Origin of the sequence: Obesumbacterium proteus (genome assembly GCF_001586165.1) — a bacterium.
In the GTDB taxonomy this organism is placed as follows: Bacteria; Pseudomonadota; Gammaproteobacteria; order Enterobacterales; family Enterobacteriaceae; genus Hafnia; species Hafnia protea.
This window is the reverse complement of record NZ_CP014608.1, coordinates 4,420,032-4,438,728: the sequence shown is the minus strand read 5'-3', so window position 1 is coordinate 4,438,728 and position 18,697 is coordinate 4,420,032. Positions and strand designations below refer to the sequence as shown.

18 protein-coding genes and 2 pseudogenes are annotated in these 18,697 nt (G+C 51.2%); all 20 read left to right on the top strand.

The features are described from left to right. Positions 1–227: 227 nt before the first annotated feature. A complete protein-coding gene (locus tag DSM2777_RS20815; RefSeq protein ID WP_046458658.1) occupies positions 228–872 on the top strand; it encodes a cobalt-precorrin-8 methylmutase in 645 nt (214 codons plus the stop codon). After that, positions 869–2,044, top strand: coding sequence for a cobalt-precorrin-5B (C(1))-methyltransferase CbiD (cbiD, locus tag DSM2777_RS20810; RefSeq protein ID WP_046458657.1), 1,176 nt, complete (start codon positions 869–871; stop codon positions 2,042–2,044). The genes DSM2777_RS20815 and cbiD overlap by 4 nt, the downstream gene beginning before the upstream one ends. Beyond that, positions 2,041–2,643 (top strand): cobalt-precorrin-7 (C(5))-methyltransferase, encoded by a 603-nt coding sequence (locus DSM2777_RS20805; RefSeq protein WP_046458656.1) that lies wholly within the window; start codon positions 2,041–2,043, stop codon positions 2,641–2,643. The genes cbiD and DSM2777_RS20805 overlap by 4 nt, the downstream gene beginning before the upstream one ends. Beyond that, positions 2,633–3,202 carry a decarboxylating cobalt-precorrin-6B (C(15))-methyltransferase gene (locus DSM2777_RS20800; protein WP_061555060.1) on the top strand — a complete coding sequence of 190 codons (570 nt, stop codon included), beginning with the start codon at positions 2,633–2,635 and terminating at the stop codon, positions 3,200–3,202. Before DSM2777_RS20805 ends, DSM2777_RS20800 begins: the two co-directional genes overlap by 11 nt. Beyond that, a complete protein-coding gene (locus DSM2777_RS20795; protein WP_043491362.1) occupies positions 3,195–3,968 on the top strand; it encodes a cobalt-precorrin-4 methyltransferase in 774 nt (257 codons plus the stop codon). The genes DSM2777_RS20800 and DSM2777_RS20795 overlap by 8 nt, the downstream gene beginning before the upstream one ends. After that, on the top strand, positions 3,949–5,058 hold the full coding sequence (locus DSM2777_RS20790; protein ID WP_061555059.1) for a cobalt-precorrin 5A hydrolase: 1,110 nt from the start codon (positions 3,949–3,951) through the stop codon (positions 5,056–5,058). Before DSM2777_RS20795 ends, DSM2777_RS20790 begins: the two co-directional genes overlap by 20 nt. Then, positions 5,058–5,782: pseudogene (locus DSM2777_RS20785) on the top strand (precorrin-3B C(17)-methyltransferase). Before DSM2777_RS20790 ends, DSM2777_RS20785 begins: the two are co-directional and overlap by 1 nt. Beyond that, positions 5,772–6,613, top strand: a pseudogene (locus tag DSM2777_RS20780) (cobalt-precorrin-6A reductase). The pseudogenes DSM2777_RS20785 and DSM2777_RS20780 overlap by 11 nt, the downstream one beginning before the upstream one ends. Next, a complete protein-coding gene (gene cbiK, locus DSM2777_RS20775; RefSeq protein WP_061555058.1) occupies positions 6,610–7,401 on the top strand; it encodes a sirohydrochlorin cobaltochelatase in 792 nt (263 codons plus the stop codon). The pseudogene DSM2777_RS20780 and the gene cbiK overlap by 4 nt, the downstream one beginning before the upstream one ends. After that, positions 7,401–8,114, top strand: a complete 714-nt coding sequence (locus tag DSM2777_RS20770) for a cobalt-factor II C(20)-methyltransferase (protein WP_061555057.1) — start codon at positions 7,401–7,403, stop codon at positions 8,112–8,114. The genes cbiK and DSM2777_RS20770 overlap by 1 nt, the downstream gene beginning before the upstream one ends. Positions 8,115–8,253: 139 nt before the next feature. Next, positions 8,254–8,982, top strand: coding sequence for an energy-coupling factor ABC transporter permease (locus DSM2777_RS20765; RefSeq protein WP_046458649.1), 729 nt, complete (start codon positions 8,254–8,256; stop codon positions 8,980–8,982). Continuing rightward, positions 8,983–9,264: an energy-coupling factor ABC transporter substrate-binding protein gene (locus tag DSM2777_RS20760; protein ID WP_046458648.1), complete on the top strand. Its 282-nt coding sequence runs from the start codon at positions 8,983–8,985 to the stop codon at positions 9,262–9,264. It abuts the gene before it with no gap. Next, positions 9,251–9,928, top strand: a complete 678-nt coding sequence (locus tag DSM2777_RS20755) for an energy-coupling factor ABC transporter transmembrane protein (protein ID WP_061555056.1) — start codon at positions 9,251–9,253, stop codon at positions 9,926–9,928. The genes DSM2777_RS20760 and DSM2777_RS20755 overlap by 14 nt, the downstream gene beginning before the upstream one ends. Beyond that, a complete protein-coding gene (locus tag DSM2777_RS20750; RefSeq protein ID WP_046458646.1) occupies positions 9,925–10,755 on the top strand; it encodes an ATP-binding cassette domain-containing protein in 831 nt (276 codons plus the stop codon). The genes DSM2777_RS20755 and DSM2777_RS20750 overlap by 4 nt, the downstream gene beginning before the upstream one ends. A 9-nt stretch (positions 10,756–10,764) precedes the next feature. Continuing rightward, a complete protein-coding gene (locus DSM2777_RS20745) occupies positions 10,765–12,306 on the top strand; it encodes a cobyric acid synthase (RefSeq protein WP_061555055.1) in 1,542 nt (513 codons plus the stop codon). Continuing rightward, positions 12,306–12,854, top strand: coding sequence for a bifunctional adenosylcobinamide kinase/adenosylcobinamide-phosphate guanylyltransferase (gene cobU, locus DSM2777_RS20740; RefSeq protein ID WP_061555450.1), 549 nt, complete (start codon positions 12,306–12,308; stop codon positions 12,852–12,854). The genes DSM2777_RS20745 and cobU overlap by 1 nt, the downstream gene beginning before the upstream one ends. Positions 12,855–12,889: 35 nt before the next feature. Continuing rightward, positions 12,890–13,939: a nicotinate-nucleotide--dimethylbenzimidazole phosphoribosyltransferase gene (cobT, locus tag DSM2777_RS20735; RefSeq protein WP_061555054.1), complete on the top strand. Its 1,050-nt coding sequence runs from the start codon at positions 12,890–12,892 to the stop codon at positions 13,937–13,939. Positions 13,940–14,728: 789 nt separating this feature from the next. Beyond that, positions 14,729–15,274, top strand: coding sequence for a fimbrial protein (locus DSM2777_RS20730; RefSeq protein ID WP_064645386.1), 546 nt, complete (start codon positions 14,729–14,731; stop codon positions 15,272–15,274). Positions 15,275–15,424: 150 nt separating this feature from the next. Then, positions 15,425–15,952, top strand: coding sequence for a fimbrial protein (locus tag DSM2777_RS20725; RefSeq protein WP_061555052.1), 528 nt, complete (start codon positions 15,425–15,427; stop codon positions 15,950–15,952). 188 nt (positions 15,953–16,140) lie between these two features. Next, positions 16,141–18,696 (top strand): fimbria/pilus outer membrane usher protein, encoded by a 2,556-nt coding sequence (locus tag DSM2777_RS20720; protein ID WP_061555051.1) that lies wholly within the window; start codon positions 16,141–16,143, stop codon positions 18,694–18,696. Position 18,697: the final 1 nt, after the last annotated feature.

Here is an 18,697-nt window from a genome sequence, read left to right as displayed (position 1 = left end):
CATTTGACCCCACCCCTCCCCTTGGGAGGGGTGGGAGCCGCTCGGAGTCTCCTTTGCCAAGGAGATAACGGCAAGCCGACCGGAGTTGCCTTTGTAAAGGAGACCCAGGGAAGTCGATGAGGGTGCCGTTATGCCCCTCCCCCTGAGAAGGGGGAGGCTGGGAGGGGGTATTGCATTTAAAGATAGAGGTACGAAAGTCACGCTGGATCAACCACACAGGATGAACAATGAACTACAACAAGAATCCCCAGAACATTGAGCAGCACAGTTTTGAGATCATTTCTCAGATCATCGCCGACGAGCGCCCTGACTACCGTTTTGCCGATGAGCTGCAAGAAAAAATCATTAAACGCGCAATTCATACCAGCGCTGACTTTGAATGGCTGGATATCCTGCATTTCTCGCCAGATGTTTTATCCCGTATTACACAGGCTCTGCGCCGTGGCTGTACGATTTACACCGACACCACCATGGCGCTTTCCGGCATCAATAAAACCCAGCTCGAACAGCTAGGATGCCAATGGCAGTGCTATATCTCGGATCCGCGTGCGGTTGCTATTGCCAAGTCTCAGGGCATAACCCGTTCGATGGCGGCGGTGGATCTTGCTGCACAGGATCAGGGGGAAAAGCTGTTTGTGTTTGGCAATGCGCCGACCGCGCTATTTCGCTTATTAGAACTGCATCAACAAGGCGTGATGACGCCCGCCGCGGTTATCGGTGTTCCGGTTGGTTTTGTGGGCGCTGCGGAATCTAAACAGGCGCTGGCAGAAAGCGATTTACCCGGTATTGCAGCCTTAGGACGCAAGGGCGGCAGCAATATTGCCGCGGCTATTGTTAACGCCATTTTGTACCACATGCGAGATGCGCAATGAGTGATACCGGGCTGGATACGTTATGGCATAACGGCAAAAGCTATCGCAAGGGCTACACCACTGGCTCTTGTGCCACCGCGGCGGCGAAAGTCGCTGCGTTGATGGTGCTGCGCCAGCAGGTAATCAATCAGGTTTCAATTGTTACCCCCTCGGGCGTTACGCTGCGGCTGAACGTTGAACAGCCTTTGATTTGTGGTCAACAGGCCAGCGCTGCTATTCGTAAAGATGGCGGTGACGACGTGGATGCCACGCATGGCATGCTGATTTTTGCTCAGCTGACGCTCAACGACAGCGGCAGTATTAGCATTGTTGGCGGTGAAGGCGTTGGCACAGTAACGCGTAAAGGCATTGGTTTACCGGTGGGAAGCTCAGCCATCAACCGCACGCCGCTACACACGATTGAAGAAGCGGTGCGTGAAGTTATTGGGCCTGAACGCGGCGCCGAGATTGTGATTTTTGCACCTGAGGGCGAAGAGCGGGCGCAAAAAACCTACAACGGACGACTGGGCATTTTAGGTGGGATCTCGATTATCGGCACCACCGGCATTGTGACCCCCATGTCTGAAGAGAGCTGGAAACGTTCGCTGGCCTTAGAGCTTGAGATGAAGCGCGCTCAGGGGATGACCAGCGTGATCCTCGTTCCGGGCAATCACGGCGAACGCTTTGTACAAGAACAGATGCAGTTAAACGGTGACCGCGTGGTCACCATGAGTAATTTTGTTGGCTATATGCTGCAAGAAGCTCAGCGGCTTGGCTTTCACCGCGTAGTGCTGGTGGGGCATCTAGGCAAGCTTATCAAAGTGGCTGCCGGTATTTTTCATACCCATAGCCATATTGCCGATGGGCGCATGGAAACGCTGGTCACGCGGCTCGCACTGATGGGTGCTCCGCGTGAATTACTGCAAGCGGTGTTCGAATGCAGCACCACAGAAGCGGCGATGGAGCTGATAGAGCAACAAGGCTGGCAGGCCGTCTATAACGATATCGCGCAGGCAATCTGTGCGCGTATCAATCAAATGTTGCGCTTTGCGGTGCAGCCGCTGCAATGCGATGCGGTGCTGTTTTCATTCGACAATATTGTGCTTGGCAGTAGTCGCCCAGTTAACGACATTGTTGCCGATTTACGTACCGAAATTTCCCAAGAAATTCTCTGCGAAAAGGAGTCTTCATGATTCACGTCGTTGGCATGGGGCCGGGGCATCAGGATTACATCACGCCGCTGGCAAAAAGATTGATTTCACAGGCTGACGTTCTGGTTGGCTGGTCACGTCATTTAAGTGCCTATCACGAATTTCATGGTGAAAAACTGGCCATCGGCAGCGATCTGACCCAGATGGCGTTGTGGCTACAGAATAACGCTGACCGCAACATTGTGGTTCTCGCTTCGGGTGAACCGATGCTGTACGGCATCGGCAAACGCTTGATACAGGATCTTGCGCCGGAAAAACTCAATATCGTGTCGGGCATTAGCTCAATACAGTATCTGTTCTCGCGCATCGCCGTGGATATGAACGATATCTACATCACCAGCTGTCACGGCAAGCAGCCTGATTTTGATTTTGTTTTGCAGCACGAAAAAGTGGCGATGGTGACCGACCACCACATGGGGCCATATCAAATCGCCCAGCAAATTCTGCGTCGTGGGGCAAAGCGAACTTTGGTGATTGGCGAAAACCTCTCTTATCCCGATGAACGCATTCACATTTTGCCTCCTCAGCAGGTACAGCAGGCTTACGCAATGAACGTGGTGGCGATCCTCAATGAAAGATGATCTGTTTCTACGCGGCCATAAAGTGCCGATGACCAAAGAAGAGGTGCGTCTTGCGGCATTAGAGCGGCTCAATCTGCGAACTGCCAAACGTCTGATCGACGTCGGCGCAGGCACGGGAAGCGTCTCTTTGGAAGCTGCTCTTCGCTATCCCGAACTCTCTATCACCGCCATCGAACGCAATCCTGCGGCACTGGCGCTCATTGAAGAAAACTGCCGTCATTTTGACTGCCAGAATATTGATATTGTGGCGGCGGATGCGCCGCTGGCGTTAGACGTGCGCGCCGATGCGGTATTTATCGGCGGTAGCGGTGGCAATCTCCCCGACATCATTGATTGGGCGCTGGCTTTACTTAACGAAGGCGGCAGTTTGGTGATGAATTTCATTCTGCTGGAAAACTACCAGCAGGCATTCAATCAACTGCAAAACCGTGCGGTGGTTGAATTGGAAAGTAGCCTGATTCAGATCTCTCGCCTTACCGCGCTAGGCAGCGGCCACTATTTCAAACCCAATAATCCTACCTATCTGATTTCCTGCCGTAAGGAGCAAACGCATGGCTGAGTCTATCGATCGCGCACAGGTCTATTTTATCGGTGCAGGGCCGGGCGATCCTGAGCTTATTACGCTGAAAGGCCATCGAATTTTATCGCAGGCGGATGTAGTGATTTTTGCTGGTTCGCTGATTAATCACGATCTGCTGAATTACTGCAAACCGCAGGCAGAATGCCACGATAGTGCAGGGCTCAACCTCCAGCAGATTATTGATCTGATGGAACAGGGCATTCGTGCAGGAAAACTGGTCGTGCGCCTCCAAACCGGCGATCTGTCGTTATACGGATCTATCCGTGAGCAAGGCGAAGAGCTGGGCAAGTTGGGCATTGGTTTTAGCTCGGTGCCGGGGGTGAGTTCATTCTTAGGTGCCGCTTCACAGCTGGGCGTGGAATACACGGTGCCAGAGGTTTCCCAAAGTCTGGTGATCACCCGCATGTCTGGACGCACGCCAACGCCTGAGCGTGAGTCATTAGAATCCTTTGCCGCACACCAAACTTCAATGGCGATTTTCCTTTCGGTTCAGGATATTGGTGACGTTGTTGAGCGCCTGCTGAGCGGTGGTTATCCGGCAACCACGCCGGTGGCGGTGGTCTATAAAGCCACTTGGCCAGATCACCAAACGGTGCGCGGCACCTTGGAAACCATTGCGCCCCTAGTGCGTAACGCGGGCATTCGAAAAACGGCGCTGATTTTAGTGGGCGCATTCCTTGGTGATGAATACCACTACTCCAAGCTGTATGACGCGGGCTTCAGCCATGAATACCGTCAGGCCTGAGTCGATGAAGGTGGAATCGCTGGCGTTATTTTGCCTAACGCCGGGCGGCGTGCGCTTGGCACAACGCCTGCGTCCTTTGCTGCCGCAGCTATCCACCATCAGCGAATGCTTTACCAGCGAAAAATTGCTCCAGCCTGGCTTCACGCCGTTTAGCGGATCTTTTGCCGAAACGATGGCGCAGGCGTTTAAACGCTTTGATGCGCTGGTGGTGATCGGCGCAACGGGGATCGTGGTGCGGGTGATCGCGCCGCTGTTACAGGACAAGCTAACCGATCCTGCGGTGGTGGTGCTTGATGAGCGCGGCGAGCATGCGATCAGTTTACTTTCAGGACATATGGGCGGTGCGAATTGGCTCACTCAGCAGATCGCCGAGTTGATTAACGCCGATCCGGTGATCACTACCTCAACCGACGTAAACGGCGTTGCTGCGCTGGATCTATTAGCGCAGAAGCTGGATGCGGAGATCGCGAATTTTCGCCATGCGGTGAAAAGCGTGAACCAAATGCTGGTGAGCGGCGATCGCGTGGGGCTTTGGCTTGATCCGCGCATTAACCTACAACTCACCGAGCACGATCGACGCGGGTTTATTCCGGTAGCCGATCTTCATTCACTGCCCGATCTTTCTGCGTTGGTATGCATTAGCTATCACTCGGACCTGCCACCAACGGCGATCCCAGTTTATCAACTGGTGCCTAAGCGCGTGGTATTGGGCGTGGGTTGTCGGAGAGATACGCCGTTTGCCACGCTACACCCGCTGCTGTTGCAGAAATTTGCTGAGCTGCATATCGATCCACTTGCGCTGCGCGCCATCGGTAGCATTACGTTGAAGCAGGATGAAGCCGCGCTACAACAGCTGGCGCATTGCTATCGTGTTCCTTTCTATGTGTTTACGCCCGAAGCGCTGCGTGTGCATGAGCATCGTTTCCCGTGTTCGGATTTTGTGCGTCAAACCGTCGGCGTGGGCTGTGTATCTCAGCCCGCTGCATGTCTGTTACTCGAAGAGTACGGCGGTGGAAAAATCATTGGGGAGACGCTGCGCGAGCAGGGCGTCACCCTTACTTTGGCTCTAACCCTTCAGGAAACTCTCTGATGTTATATGTAATCGGCATTGGTCCGGGCAGTCAGTCCATGATGACGCTGGAAGCCATCGAGGCTATTCGTGACGCAGATATTATCGTGGGCTACAAAACTTACACCCACTTGGTAAAAGCCCTGACCACCGATAAAGAGGTGATCAAAACGGGCATGTGTAAAGAGATTGAGCGCTGTCAGGAAGCGTTAAATCTTGCCGTGCAAGGCAAAAAGTTGCGTTGATCAGCAGCGGTGATGCGGGCATTTATGGCATGGCGGGGCTGATCCTTGAACTGGTGACCAAGCAAAAGCTAGGCGTTGAAGTCAAGCTGATCGCTGGCGTCACCGCCAGCACCGCCGCGGCATCGTTGTTGGGTGCGCCGCTGATGCACGATTTCTGCCATATCAGCCTGAGCGACCTGCTTACCCCGTGGCCGGTCATTGAACAACGCGTGATTGCAGCTGCGCAAGCCGATTTTGTTATCTGTTTCTACAATCCGCGCAGCCGTGGCCGTGCTGAGCATTTGGCTCGCGCCTTCGACCTGATGCGTACTTATACCGCCGCCAGCACGCCGGTGGGCGTGGTCAAAGCGGCGGGGCGCAAAAAGCAGGAGAAATGGCTAACCACCTTCGGTGAGATGGACTTCGAAAATGTCGATATGACCAGTCTGGTGATTGTCGGCAATAAAACCACCTACTGTCAGGACGGCTTGATGATTACGCCGCGCGGCTATGTTTTATAACTCCATTTCTAGCAGCAATGCGGCTGATGCCATTACGCCTACGCTGCACGTTTTTGGCGGTACGTCAGATGCGCGCCATATTTGCCTGCGCCTTGACGAGATGGGGCTGAGCTACAGCCTTTCCGTAGCAACCGATGCGGGGCGCGAGCTGGCGGGAAATATCAACGGTGAAATTATCGTTGGACGCATGGATGCCGCGCAGATGATCGAATGGCTGCGAGCGCGCCGGATTACGCAGGTTATTGATGCCTCACATCCTTACGCTGGCGTATTAAGCGCCAATATCGCTCACGCCTGCGCGACTCAGAATATTGCGCTGATGCGCTATTTACGCCCTAGCGAAATTGATGCTTTAGAGCACCCTTTGCTGCACAAGGTGGCGAGCGTGGAAGAGGCCTGCGTGGTTGCACATCGTTTAGGCGAACGGATTCTATTGACCACCGGCAGTAAACAGCTGGCTGATTTTGTGCGTTTGCTGGCGGGAAAAACCCTTCTTGCGCGTGTATTGCCGACGCCGGACGTCCTGTTGCAGTGTCAGGATTTAGGACTGGGCGTAGATAACGTACTGGCGTTGAAAGGGCCGTTTAGCGCCGAGATGAATCAGGCAACGTATCAGCATTGTCGGGCTGACGTGGTGATCACCAAAGAGTCTGGCGCAGAAGGGGATATCAGCAAAAAGTCGTGCCATGTTTGGCGCTGAATATTCCCTGCATCGTGATTTGTCGTCCTTCCGAGCCGCTGGCCGAAGGGCAGATTCGAGTAAGTTCTCTGGCTGAACTTGAGCCCTATCTAGCCGACTGGTTACAGAATAAAAAGAGCCAATACCTATGAAAAAAGCCATTTTAATTATCAGTTTTGGTACCAGCTATCACGAGACGCGAGCGAAAACCATTGATGCCTGTGAGCGTCGATTAGCGGAATCCTGTCCCGACCGTGATGCGTTTCGCGCCTTCACGTCCGAGATGATTATTCGCAAGCTGGCGAAGCGAGACGGAATGCAAATCGATAATCCAAATCAGGCACTGCAACGTTTGGCTGAGCAGGGTTATCAGGACGTTGTCATTCAGTCATTGCACATCATCAACGGCGATGAATACGAAAAGGTCGTGACTCAGGTACGCGCCCATGCAGGGATGTTTAAACGGCTGCGGATTGGCGTGCCGTTACTGAGTAGCCATGACGATTTTGAACAGTTGATCGCGGCCATGAAATCGCAGATGCCTGCGCTAGCCGAAGACGAACGCGTGGTGTTTATGGGCCATGGCGCGACGCACCATGCCTTTGCGGCTTATGCCTGCCTCGATCACATGCTGATGATCCACCAAATCCCTGCGATGGTAGGTGCCGTAGAGAGCTATCCCGAAATTCACCATGTGGTAACGCGTTTGCAGCAGCAAAACGTGCGCCGTGTGCATTTGATGCCGCTGATGCTGGTGGCGGGCGATCACGCCATTAACGATATGGCTTCTGATGACGAGGATTCGTGGAAAACCCAGCTTGCTCAGGCCGGAATTGAAGCTACGCCGTGGCTGCAAGGTTTGGGGGAAAATCCGCTGATTCAGCAAATGTTTGTTGATCACCTGCACGATGTTTTGCTGCCAGCAGAGGAGGCGGCCTAATGAGCGACGTGAAAAAGGGAAAAGTGTGGGCGATTGCCACTGGCCCCGGCAGCAGCGATTTGATTACCGTTCGTGCCGCACGGCAGCTCGGTGAACTGGATGTGCTGTATGCCCCTGCGGGTCGCAAAGGGGGCGATAGCCTTGCGCTGTCTATCGTGCGTGAATTTTTACCGCCTACGCTCAACATCAAAGAGCGCCATTTTCCGATGAGCGCCGATCAAGGAGAAAAAAACGCCGCATGGGACGCCGTTGCGCAGGAGATGCAAACGGACGCAGAGCAAGGGCTTCAGGTCGGTTTTATTACGCTGGGTGACGCCATGCTGTTCAGCACATGGGTATTTTTGCTGGAACGCCTGCGCGGACACGTGGATATCGAGATTATCCCCGGCGTTACCTCGTTTGCCTGTATTGCCGCCCGCGCCCAGTTTCCTTTGGCGATGGAACAGCAGTCTATGGCGGTGGTGGCCTGTACGGCTCCCGAAGAGGAGCTTGAGCAGGCGCTGCTGAACCATGAATGCGTGGTGATGATGAAAGTGTATGGCCGAGTCATTCAAATACGCGAAATGCTGCGTCGTTTGGGATTGCTCGACCATGCCATTTTGATGGCTGAAGCATCGCTGCCGAATGAGCAATGTTTCCGTCATCTCGACGAGATCCACGAAGACACCAAACTGCCGTACTTTTCGACGATTTTGGTGAATCGGGCAAGCTGATTGCCTTATGGGTGATTAACCTCCTCCCAGCCTCCCCCTTCGCAGGGGGAGGAGCACTCCGAGGTTGCTATTAGCTCTGTACGGCTCCCTCCCCTGCGAAGGGGAGGGTTGGGGTGGGGTCTTTAACTAAGGATGAAAAATGAAAAACCTCCAACAACTCCCGCTTTACGGCATGGCGCTGGCGGTTCTGCTGACGCTCGCGCCACAAGAAGCATTTGCTATGCATATCATGGAAGGCTTTTTACCGCCTTTCTGGGCCTTGGCATGGTGGCTGATGTTCTTGCCTTGTTTAGTGATTGGGGCAACGCGTCTTAAAGCCATCGTGCGTGATGACAGCGATAAAAAAGTTCTGCTGGCGTTATGTGCGGCCTTCATTTTTGTGCTGTCGGCGCTAAAAATTCCTTCGGTAACAGGCAGCTGTTCGCATCCAACCGGTGTGGGTTTAGCCGTGATTTTGTTTGGTCCGTGGGTGGTATCTGTACTCGGGGCTATCGTTTTGCTGTTCCAAGCGTTGTTCTTGGCGCATGGCGGTTTAACGACGCTGGGCGCGAATGGCATGTCGATGGCGGTTATCGGGCCGATGGCGGGCTACGTGGTATGGAAATTAGCGACTCGAGCAGGAATGCGACGCGATGTTGCGGTGTTCCTGTGCGCGGCGTTAGCCGATTTGGTGACCTATTTCGTAACGTCGGTGCAGTTGGGATTGGCGTTCCCCGATCCTCAACTCGGGGTTATGGCATCGGTCACTAAATTTATGGCCATTTTCTGTCTGACGCAGGTGCCTATCGCTATTGCTGAAGGGCTGTTAACCGTGCTGATTTATGACCAACTATGCAAGCGCCAACTGATTGGTGCGAGGAGCCTTTAAATGAAAAAAACGCTGATTTTGATTTTTCTGGTGATTGCCTTGGCCGTTTTGCCTTTCTTTATTAATCACGGCGGTGAGTATGGTGGTTCAGACGATCAGGCCGAAGGCGTGATTGCTCAAATGGCACCTAGCTATAAACCGTGGTTTGAACCGCTGTATGAACCCGCAAGCGGTGAAATAGAAAGCCTGTTGTTTACGCTGCAAGGCTCCTTTGGTGCCGCGGTGATTTTCTATATCTTGGGCTATTACCGAGGGCGTCGCGCCGTTCATGCTGGAGATTGATAAGCTCTCTTATAGCAGCCGCTGGAGCCAGAAAAAACCAGAGCATAAGTTTGCGCTGTATCTGGTTTTATTGCTGACCGCATTGTTGGGTTCGCCATGGATCCAACTGAGCGTGCTGCTGTTTTGTGCCGGACTCACTTGCTATCTATTGCGTGTAGGTGTACGGCGCTATCTCCGCTGGCTAGCGGTGCCGTTGGTGTTTTTGTTCACTGGGTTACTGGGTGTGGTGCTGTCGTTCTCATGGCAGGCAGATACGCTGCTGTATAGCGTGCACATCGGCCATTTGGCTTTAGGCGTTGAGCGCAATGGATTAATCACGGGGATGAATACGCTGTGCCGCAGCTTGGCGGCGTTATCGGCGACGTACCTCTTCGTACTGACCACGCCTTTTAGCCAGTGGGTGCGGTTGCTCAAGCGCAGCCATCTTCCGCTGGTATTGATTGAACAAGTGCTGCTGACCTACCGCTTTATCTTCATTTTTATTGAGGAAGCCGCCGCGATTCATCGCGCTCAGTCGCTGCGTTTTGGTTATGTCTCTTTGCGTAGTGGCTATCGTTCGCTGTCGATGCTGGTCGGTATGTTGCTGTCGCGGGTGATGGAGCGTCATAAGCAGATGAGCATTGCGTTAGAAGTTAAATTGTACAACGGAGATTTTCATCTGTGAGCACTTCGGGACTCGTTACTCAGCAGCTCAGTTTTCAGTATCAGGACGGGGAAACCGTGCTGCACGATCTCTCGCTGGATTTTAATCGCGGTCAGGTAACCGGTTTAGTGGGTGCCAACGGCTGTGGGAAATCTACGTTGTTTATGAATCTGCTGGGAATATTGCAGCCACAGCAGGGCTGCGTGATGTGGCAGGGGGAAAAGCTGAGCTACGACAAACGTAGCCTTCGCGCACTGCGTCAGCAGGTGGCGATGGTTTTCCAAGAGCCAGACCAGCAAATTTTTTATACCGATATCGACAGCGATATTGCTTTCAGCCTGCGTAATCTTGGCGTTGATGAAGAGACTATCCGTCATCGCACCCAGCAGGCACTTACGCTGGTGGATGCGCTCGGCTTTCGCCATAAACCGGTGCAGTATTTAAGCCACGGGCAGAAAAAACGGGTAGCGATTGCAGGCGCTTTGGTGATGAATGCGGATTATCTGCTGTTGGATGAACCGACCGCCGGACTTGACCCTTCAGGCCGTCAGCAGATGATTCATATTATTCAGAAGATTGTGGCTCAGGGTAAACGCGTGGTGATCTCCAGCCACGATATTGATTTGATTTATGAAGTTTGCGATTACCTGTATGTTCTCGCGCAGGGAAAATTGGTGAGTGAGGGGCGCGAGAGCGAGGTTTTCCTGCAGCGCGATATGTTACATAGCGCGGGATTAGTCCAACCCTGGCTGGTGAAGATGCATCAGCAACTGGGGCTGCCGTTGTTTAAAACCGAGCATGAGCTGTTTGCTTTCAAGTCGGAATTCATGCCAGAACAGGTTAAATAGGAAGAGATCATGGGTTTATCCATCATGGTGCAAGGCACCGCATCGGACGTAGGTAAAAGTGTTCTGGTCGCCGGGCTGTGCCGCATTTTCCGTCAAGACGGTTACCGCGTGGCACCGTTTAAATCTCAAAATATGGCGTTGAATTCAGGGATTACTGCCGATGGTGGTGAGATGGGGAGAGCGCAGATTTTTCAAGCCGAAGCGGCGGGTATCGAACCCGATGTGCGTATGAATCCGGTTTTGCTCAAGCCAACCAGCGACTGTCGTGCGCAGGTGGTGCTGATGGGGAAAGTTGCCGATCAGATGGACGCGGTGACCTATCACGAATTCAAACCGCAACTGCTAGAACAGATTGCTCAGGTCTATCACAGCCTTGCAGATGAAGTGGATATCATGGTTCTGGAAGGCGCGGGCAGCCCAGCGGAAATCAATCTGCGCGATCGCGATATTGTGAATATGGGGATGGCCGAGAAAGTGGATGTTCCCGTCATTCTGGTGGCAGATATCGACCGTGGCGGGGTGTTCGCCTCCATCTATGGCACCTTGGCCTTGCTGGAACCTGATGAACGGGCGCGGGTAAAAGGCGTCATTATTAATAAATTTCGCGGCGATGTGAGCTTACTCACTTCGGGTTTGCGTCAGATTGAAGAACTCACCAACGTACCGGTGATCGGCGTGATGCCGTGGATCGACGTGCAGTTAGAAGATGAAGACGGAGTGGTGCTGCAAAAAGGCAAGTATCGCCAGAAAAGTGAGAACGTATTGGATATCGCGGTGATCCAAACGCCGTATATTTCAAACTTCACCGATTTTAATGCGCTCAATGCACAGTCGGATGTGCGGTTGCGTTACGTCACGCACCGTGATGAATTGGGAACCCCCGATTTACTGATTTTACCCGGTAGTAAAAACACCTTAAGCGATCTCAGCTATTTACATGACAGTGGCCTGACGCATCAAATCTTGCTCGTACATCAGCAAGGCACGCCGGTGCTGGGCATCTGTGGTGGTTTTCAGATGTTGGGAAGGCATATTGTTGATGGCGTGGAGTCTGGCGTTGATCAGATGGCAGGGCTGGGATTGTTAGATTGTGAAACTAAATTTTCGCACCAAAAAATGACCACCCGCGTGATTGGCAAAGTTCAGCCTGCGTTAAGCGGTATTTTTGCTGCTTGCCAAGAACATGCCTTGGCGGGCTATGAAATTCACATGGGGCACACCGAGCTTGGTGAACAGGCGTCACCATTGACGCTATTGCAGCAACGTAACGGCGAAGATATCAACCAATGCGAAGGTGCGATAAGCCCCGATGGTTCGGTGGCCGGTACTTACATTCACGGTATTTTCGATTCAGATGACTTCACACGCAGTTTGCTAAATGCATTGCGGGAACGCAAAGGCTTAGCGCCGCTCGTGGGGGAAGCGTTTCAATATCAGGCTTTTAGGGATCAACAGTTTGATCTGCTGGCCGCAGCGATGCGGCAGAATATTGATATCGACGCAGTGTATCGCCTTATGCGTGAACACGTAGCTAAACAGGTGAACCAATGATGATTTTGATAACCGGCGGGGCGCGCAGTGGGAAAAGTTCGCTGGCGGAAAAACTGGCCGCTCAACGTGGCGATAAAGTGCTATATATCGCGACTTCGGTGATAACCGATGACGAGATGGCTCAGCGAGTTGAGATCCATCGGCAAACGCGTCCGTCTCAGTGGATAACGCACGAAGGCTACCGTGATTTGGGCGCCGTGGTGAGAGAGAAAGGCGAAGGCTGTCACGCTATTATGCTTGAGTGCATCACGACGATGATCACCAATCTGCTGTTTGAACAGGCGGGCAACGTGATCGCGGAAGAGATGGATTTCACCGCGCTAGAGCAAGGCATACAGCAACAAATCGACGAGCTGATCTTGGCATGCAGCCAGAGTGATGTGCCCATTTATATCGTTACCAACGAACTTGGGATGGGCATTGTGCCGGATAACCTGCTTGCGCGACGTTTTAGAGATATTGCCGGGCGCGTGAATCAGCGACTGGCAGCTCAGGCGCAACAGGTCTACCTCGTCATTTCAGGGATTGAAGTAAAAATAAAAGGCTGAAAATTCCGGCCGTTTACATTTCAACAGAGACAACCATGCAAACATTAGAACAAATCATTGCTCAGATTAAACCACTGAACCAAGACGCGATGCGTAAAGCCCAGATAAAACTCGATGGTTTGTTAAAGCCAACAGGCAGCTTGGGGCGTCTAGAGCAGTTAGCCGTGCAGCTGGCCGGTATTTTCGGCGAAGACGCGGTGAATGTAGAGCAGAAGAAAATTATTGTGATGGCCGCTGATCATGGTGTTTTTGAGGAGGGCGTGGCGGTTTCTCCGCGCGCGGTGACGGCGATTCAAGCGCAGAATATGGTGCATGGCGTGACGGGCGTTTGTGTATTAGCAAAACATGCCGGTGCTGATGTGATGATTGTTGATGCGGGTATTGACTGCGATCCAATCCCAGGTGCGGTTGATATGCGCATGGGACGCGGCTGTGGAAATATTGCCCAAACCGCAGCAATGAGTCGCGAGCAGGCAGAAACGCTACTCGTTAAATCAGCAACGCTGGCGATGCAACAGGCAGAGAATGGCGTGCGCTTGCTTGGTGTGGGCGAGCTAGGAATTGCGAATACCACTCCAGCCGCCGCGATTGTCAGCGTGATGACGGATAGCGATCCAGAATGCGTCGTCGGCATTGGCGCTAATTTCCCTAGCGATCAGCTACAGCACAAAGTCAGCGTGGTGCGTCGTGCCATTGATTGTAATCAACCGAACGCAGACGATGGAATTGACGTTTTGGCTAAAGTTGGAGGCTTCGATTTAGCGGGTATGACAGGGCTAATGTTAGGTGCAGCGGCAGCGGGGCTTCCGGTGGTACTAGATGGCTTCCTCTCCTACGCCTCGGCGCTGGTTGCTTGCCAGATTGCACCGCAGGTTCATGATTATCTGATCCCTTCTCACTTTTCTGCAGAAAAAGGCGCACGTATTGCGTTAGCGCAATTGAAACTTGAACCTTATCTTCAGCTAGAAATGCGTTTGGGCGAAGGCAGCGGCGCCGCTGTTGCTATGCACATCGTGGACGCCGCATGTGCGGCCTACAACGAGATTGGCAGCTTGGCTGACAGCAATATCGTACTTCCCGTTTAACGTTTTTCTCCACGTCCACTTTCCCCTGTATCCCGCGGGTACAGGGGCTCTCCCGCATTTTTCTCTCGTCAATTTCTTACCGATTTCACTCCATTTTACACCGCTGTTTTTGTTATAACGTTTCAAATCCGAAGAGATATATTTCAAAGAAATAATAATCATGCTATTAGCGCGAATAGGCCTAATTGGCAGGAAAATCAATGTATTTTTCGGGAAGTGAAAAAACTATTTACAGAATTCTGAGCGTTTATTAAAAACAATAAAATTTATTATTTGGTATTAATCCTATTGCCACATATGTATTTCAGCTCTCATTGTTGCAATTATGTTTAATAATTGTTTTTCATTTGATCAAAAACAGCCCCTTTCAGCTTTAAACACCGGATTTTTACACTTTATAAAATTTAACTTTTCATATCGCCTTTCTTTAAAAGATTATGTATCGCAACTTTTCAATGTGCGACAAAGTAGGTCGCATAAATCATAGGAATTATCCTATTCAGGTTAAACTGTCGTATTAACCTATTAGTGTAAATTTTTGTTTTTTTATGACAATGTCGGAATTATTATTTCCGGAGCCAGATATGAGTACGGATTACACAAATTTTATCTGGGAAGTGAAATTTTTAAACTGGTGTTATGGCTTAATCTCCTGTTTGCATAAGATAAATTGATAAATATATTTATCTGAAAACCAAAAAATAAAATTTCACAGGGAATAAATACATTATGGATATTTTCGCCTTAACTGGCGAAGGAACTCTTATTATCTAAATTATGGAAACAAAAATGAAAATGAATAAATTAGCTGTGGCATTGGTTATGACTATGGGTATTGCGTCTGCGGCGGCTAATGCAGCAGGCACAGTAGGTGGCAACGGTGTTATTAAATTCAACGGCTCTATTGTTGATGCTGCATGTTCAATTGCGCCTAATAACAGCGATCAGACTATCGACCTGGGTTCTATTGCAATTAAAGCCTTGAAAGGCGGCGCTAAATCAACTCCAGCTGATTTCCATATCAAGCTGACTGGTTGCGACGTTAGCGGCGGTGCTGCACCTAAAGCGTCTATTACCTTCAACGGTGCTAGCGCTGCGGGTTCAAGCAACCTGCTGGGTATTGTCAGCAGCACCGCGTCAGGCGTGGGTGTTGGTATCTCTGATGCGAACGGTAAAGATTTCGAACTGGGTAAAGAAACTGAAGTTAAGACCCTGATCCAAGGCGAAAACTCACTCGACTTTAAAGCATACGTTCAGGCAACAGGTGCTTCAGGTTCTTCTATCACCGCAGGTGACTTCACCAGCCAGACTGACTTCGTGATTACTTACAACTAATTGCTCTTGAATAATTGGAACTGTAAGCGCACTGAGATTTCTTAGTTGTTGATTATAGGAAAGATTATTTAAAAATTATGTTGTGGTCATGGATGAGGGCGTTGATGGCAACGCCCTTATTTCAAAGTGTGACTTAGCAGGAGAGATAGCATGGTGGTCCGTACGCTCTGTGCCCTTATGGTTTTAGTTGTAACAACGGCGGGAGCTATGGGTGTTCAGCAAGGGCGCGTCAAAATGGGCGGCACTTTGGTGGCAACCGCATGCAGTATTTCTTCTGGGTCATTAGAACAGGTGATTGATTTAGGCTCTCTACCCGTTAGCGAGCTTGCACGCACTGGGCAAGGCCCAGAAAAAGCATTTGTCATCAAATTGGAAAACTGTGAACTGACATCTCAGGATAATTTGCGCCCTGATTTTAAAAGTGTGCACCTCACGTTTGATGGGGTGAGAGATGATACAGCTAATTTGCTCAGTATTCATGGAGAGGCCAGCGGAATTGGTCTGATCCTAAAGGATGGGGCAGGTAATACTATTGTGCCGGGGAAAGCCTTACCGGATATTCCACTGAATGTGGGGTCGATGGATTTGAATTATAAGCTGGCGATTCAGCGAAATAAGCACGAGTTACGCGCTGGGAGTTACAGCGTTATTGTGAAGTTCAAAGTGGAATATTTATAAAAAAAGATTTTATAGAAAAATAATTACTCTCCTCATCATTACCTCATATCGGGTAAGGGGGAGTTTGCGCATAAAAACGAATTTCAAACCGGTTTCTATCTTCATGTTATGCGCTCATTAGGTGAATGGTTTTCTGTAAGAACTGTTTTTGTTTGGTACATCTGGGCTAGAAAATAATAGAGACGGTAATGTCTACATTCCATATCAATAAAATCAGTTTGGCCATGGCGTTTGCATTGGCTAGCACCAGTATGTCCAGCAAGGCCGTGGAATTTAATACGGATATGCTAGATACCGCAGATAAGGCGAATATCGACTTTTCTCGTTTCTCAAAAGCCAACTATATCTTGCCGGGTCTGTATCAGTTAGGGCTGAGAGTCAATGACCAAAACGTGGGTGAGTATCCCTTTAATTACTACCCACGTGATAACGAGCCAGACAGCAGTGAAGCCTGCGTTTCACCGCAAATAGTCAGTGAATTGGGACTGAAACCCGCCGCATTAAATAAGGTGACCTACTGGCATCAGGGAGAGTGTGCGGATTTTAGCCAGCTTGACGGTACAACGGTTCGCGGTGACTTATCGAACTCAAGTTTGCAGCTTTCTATTCCGCAGGCATGGATTGAGTACAGCGATCCGAACTGGGTTCCGTCATCGCGTTGGGATGAAGGGATCCCCGGCTTGCTGCTGGACTACAGCCTGAATGCGTCGATGAGTCGCCCTAATGAAGGCAGCAATAGCCAAAATGCCAGCATAAGCGGAACCGTCGGGGCAAACGCAGGCGCTTGGCGTTTACGTGGTGACTATCAGGGCAGCTATAGCCGTGCTTCAGGCTCATCGCAGAGCAGCGAGCACAATATGGATTGGAGCCGCGTTTATATGTATCGCGCGCTTCCGACGCTGCGCTCAACGCTATCGGTGGGGGAGAACTATCTCTCATCCAGTATTTTTGACTCTTGGCGCTACACCGGGATGTCTTTGAGCAGCGATGATCGAATGCTGCCTCCTGCATTACGTGGTTATGCGCCGGAAGTTTCTGGGATTGCTAAAACGAACGCCAAGGTTGTGGTGACTCAGCAAGGACGTGTGCTGTACGAAACCACGGTGCCGTCAGGTCCATTTCGTATTCAAGATTTGAGTAGCGCGGTGACCGGCAAACTTGACGTAAAGGTTGAGGAGCAGGATGGGACGGTTCAAACCTTTCAGGTTGATACCGCGACGATCCCTTATCTGACCCGCCCCGGAATGGTGCGCTATAAGTTCGCGATGGGGCGTCCGTCAACCTACGAACATCATATACAAGGCCCAACTTTTGCCACCGGTGAATTCTCATGGGGGATTGCCAATAGTTGGTCTTTGTATGGCGGTAGCATTCTTGCGGGTGATTACAACTCAGCGTCGATGGGTATTGGGCGTGATCTGTTTTTACTCGGTGCGATTTCTGCCGACGTGACGCAGTCTTTTGCTCGTTTACCCAGCGAAGAGAAACGTCAAGGGAAGTCATGGCGCTTGAGCTATTCCAAACGTTTTGATGAGTACGACAGTGAAGTGACCTTTGCGGGCTACCGCTTCTCCGAGCGTGACTATATGTCGATGGGCGAATTCCTCGACGCGCGCTATCACGAGGAAAACTCAGGTCACGATAAAGAGCTGTATACCATCACGGCGAACAAGAACTTCTCTGAAGTCGGACTGAGTTTTTACTTCAGCTATAGCCATCAGACCTATTGGGATCAGCCAACGGATGACCGATACAGCTTGTCTGGAAGCACGTATGTGAGCCTGTTTTCACTGAAAAATGTGTCTCTCAACGTTTCAGCCACGCGTAGCAAGATTAGCGAACGTAATGATGATGCCGTGTTTGTCAGCCTATCTATTCCGATGGGGAATTCTGCATCAATCGGCTACGACGGCCAGTACAGCAATAACCGTTATAGCCAGAACGTGAGCTATTACGACCGTGTTGATAATAACAACAACTACCGAGTGTCTACCGGTGTTAGCAGCGGCGGCGATGAAAGCACCCGTACACAGTTTAATGGTTATTACAGCCACCGCGGTGACTTCGCTGATATGAGCGCCAATGCCGCTTATTCGCAGGGCAACTACACCTCAGCGGGGATGACGATGCAGGGCGGCGCCACGATTACGGCGAAAGGCGCGGCGTTACATTCTGGCGGGATCAGCGGCGGTACTCGCTTGATGGTGGATACCGAAGGTGTTGGCGGCGTTCCGATTAACGGCGGTCGCGTGCATACCAACGGTTACGGCATTGGGGTGATTACGGATATGAACAGCTATTACCGTAATTCAACCAGCATTGACTTAACCAAAATGGCCGACGACGTGGATTCTAGCCGTTCCGTTGTGGACTCCGCGTTGACCGACGGGGCAATTGGTTATCGTAAATTTGGCGTGACCAAAGGTGCGAAGGCACTGGCGGTATTGGCAATGGCCGATGGTAGCCATCCGCCGTTTGGCGCCAGCGTAAGAAATAGTGAAGGCAAGGAATTGGCGATCGTTGGTGATGGCGGCATAGCTTGGTTAACCGGCTTGCAGGGCGGAGAGTCACTCGACGTGTTATGGGATGGCGCAACACAGTGCGCGATATCTATTCCTAAAACCTTGCGAGATCAGGAGCAGCTGCTTTTACCGTGCCACACGGTAGCGCAAAGCCAAACATCCACGGCAGCGAAAAATAGCGCTGCTATAGAACCGACAGATAACATCCATGAAGAGCAATAAG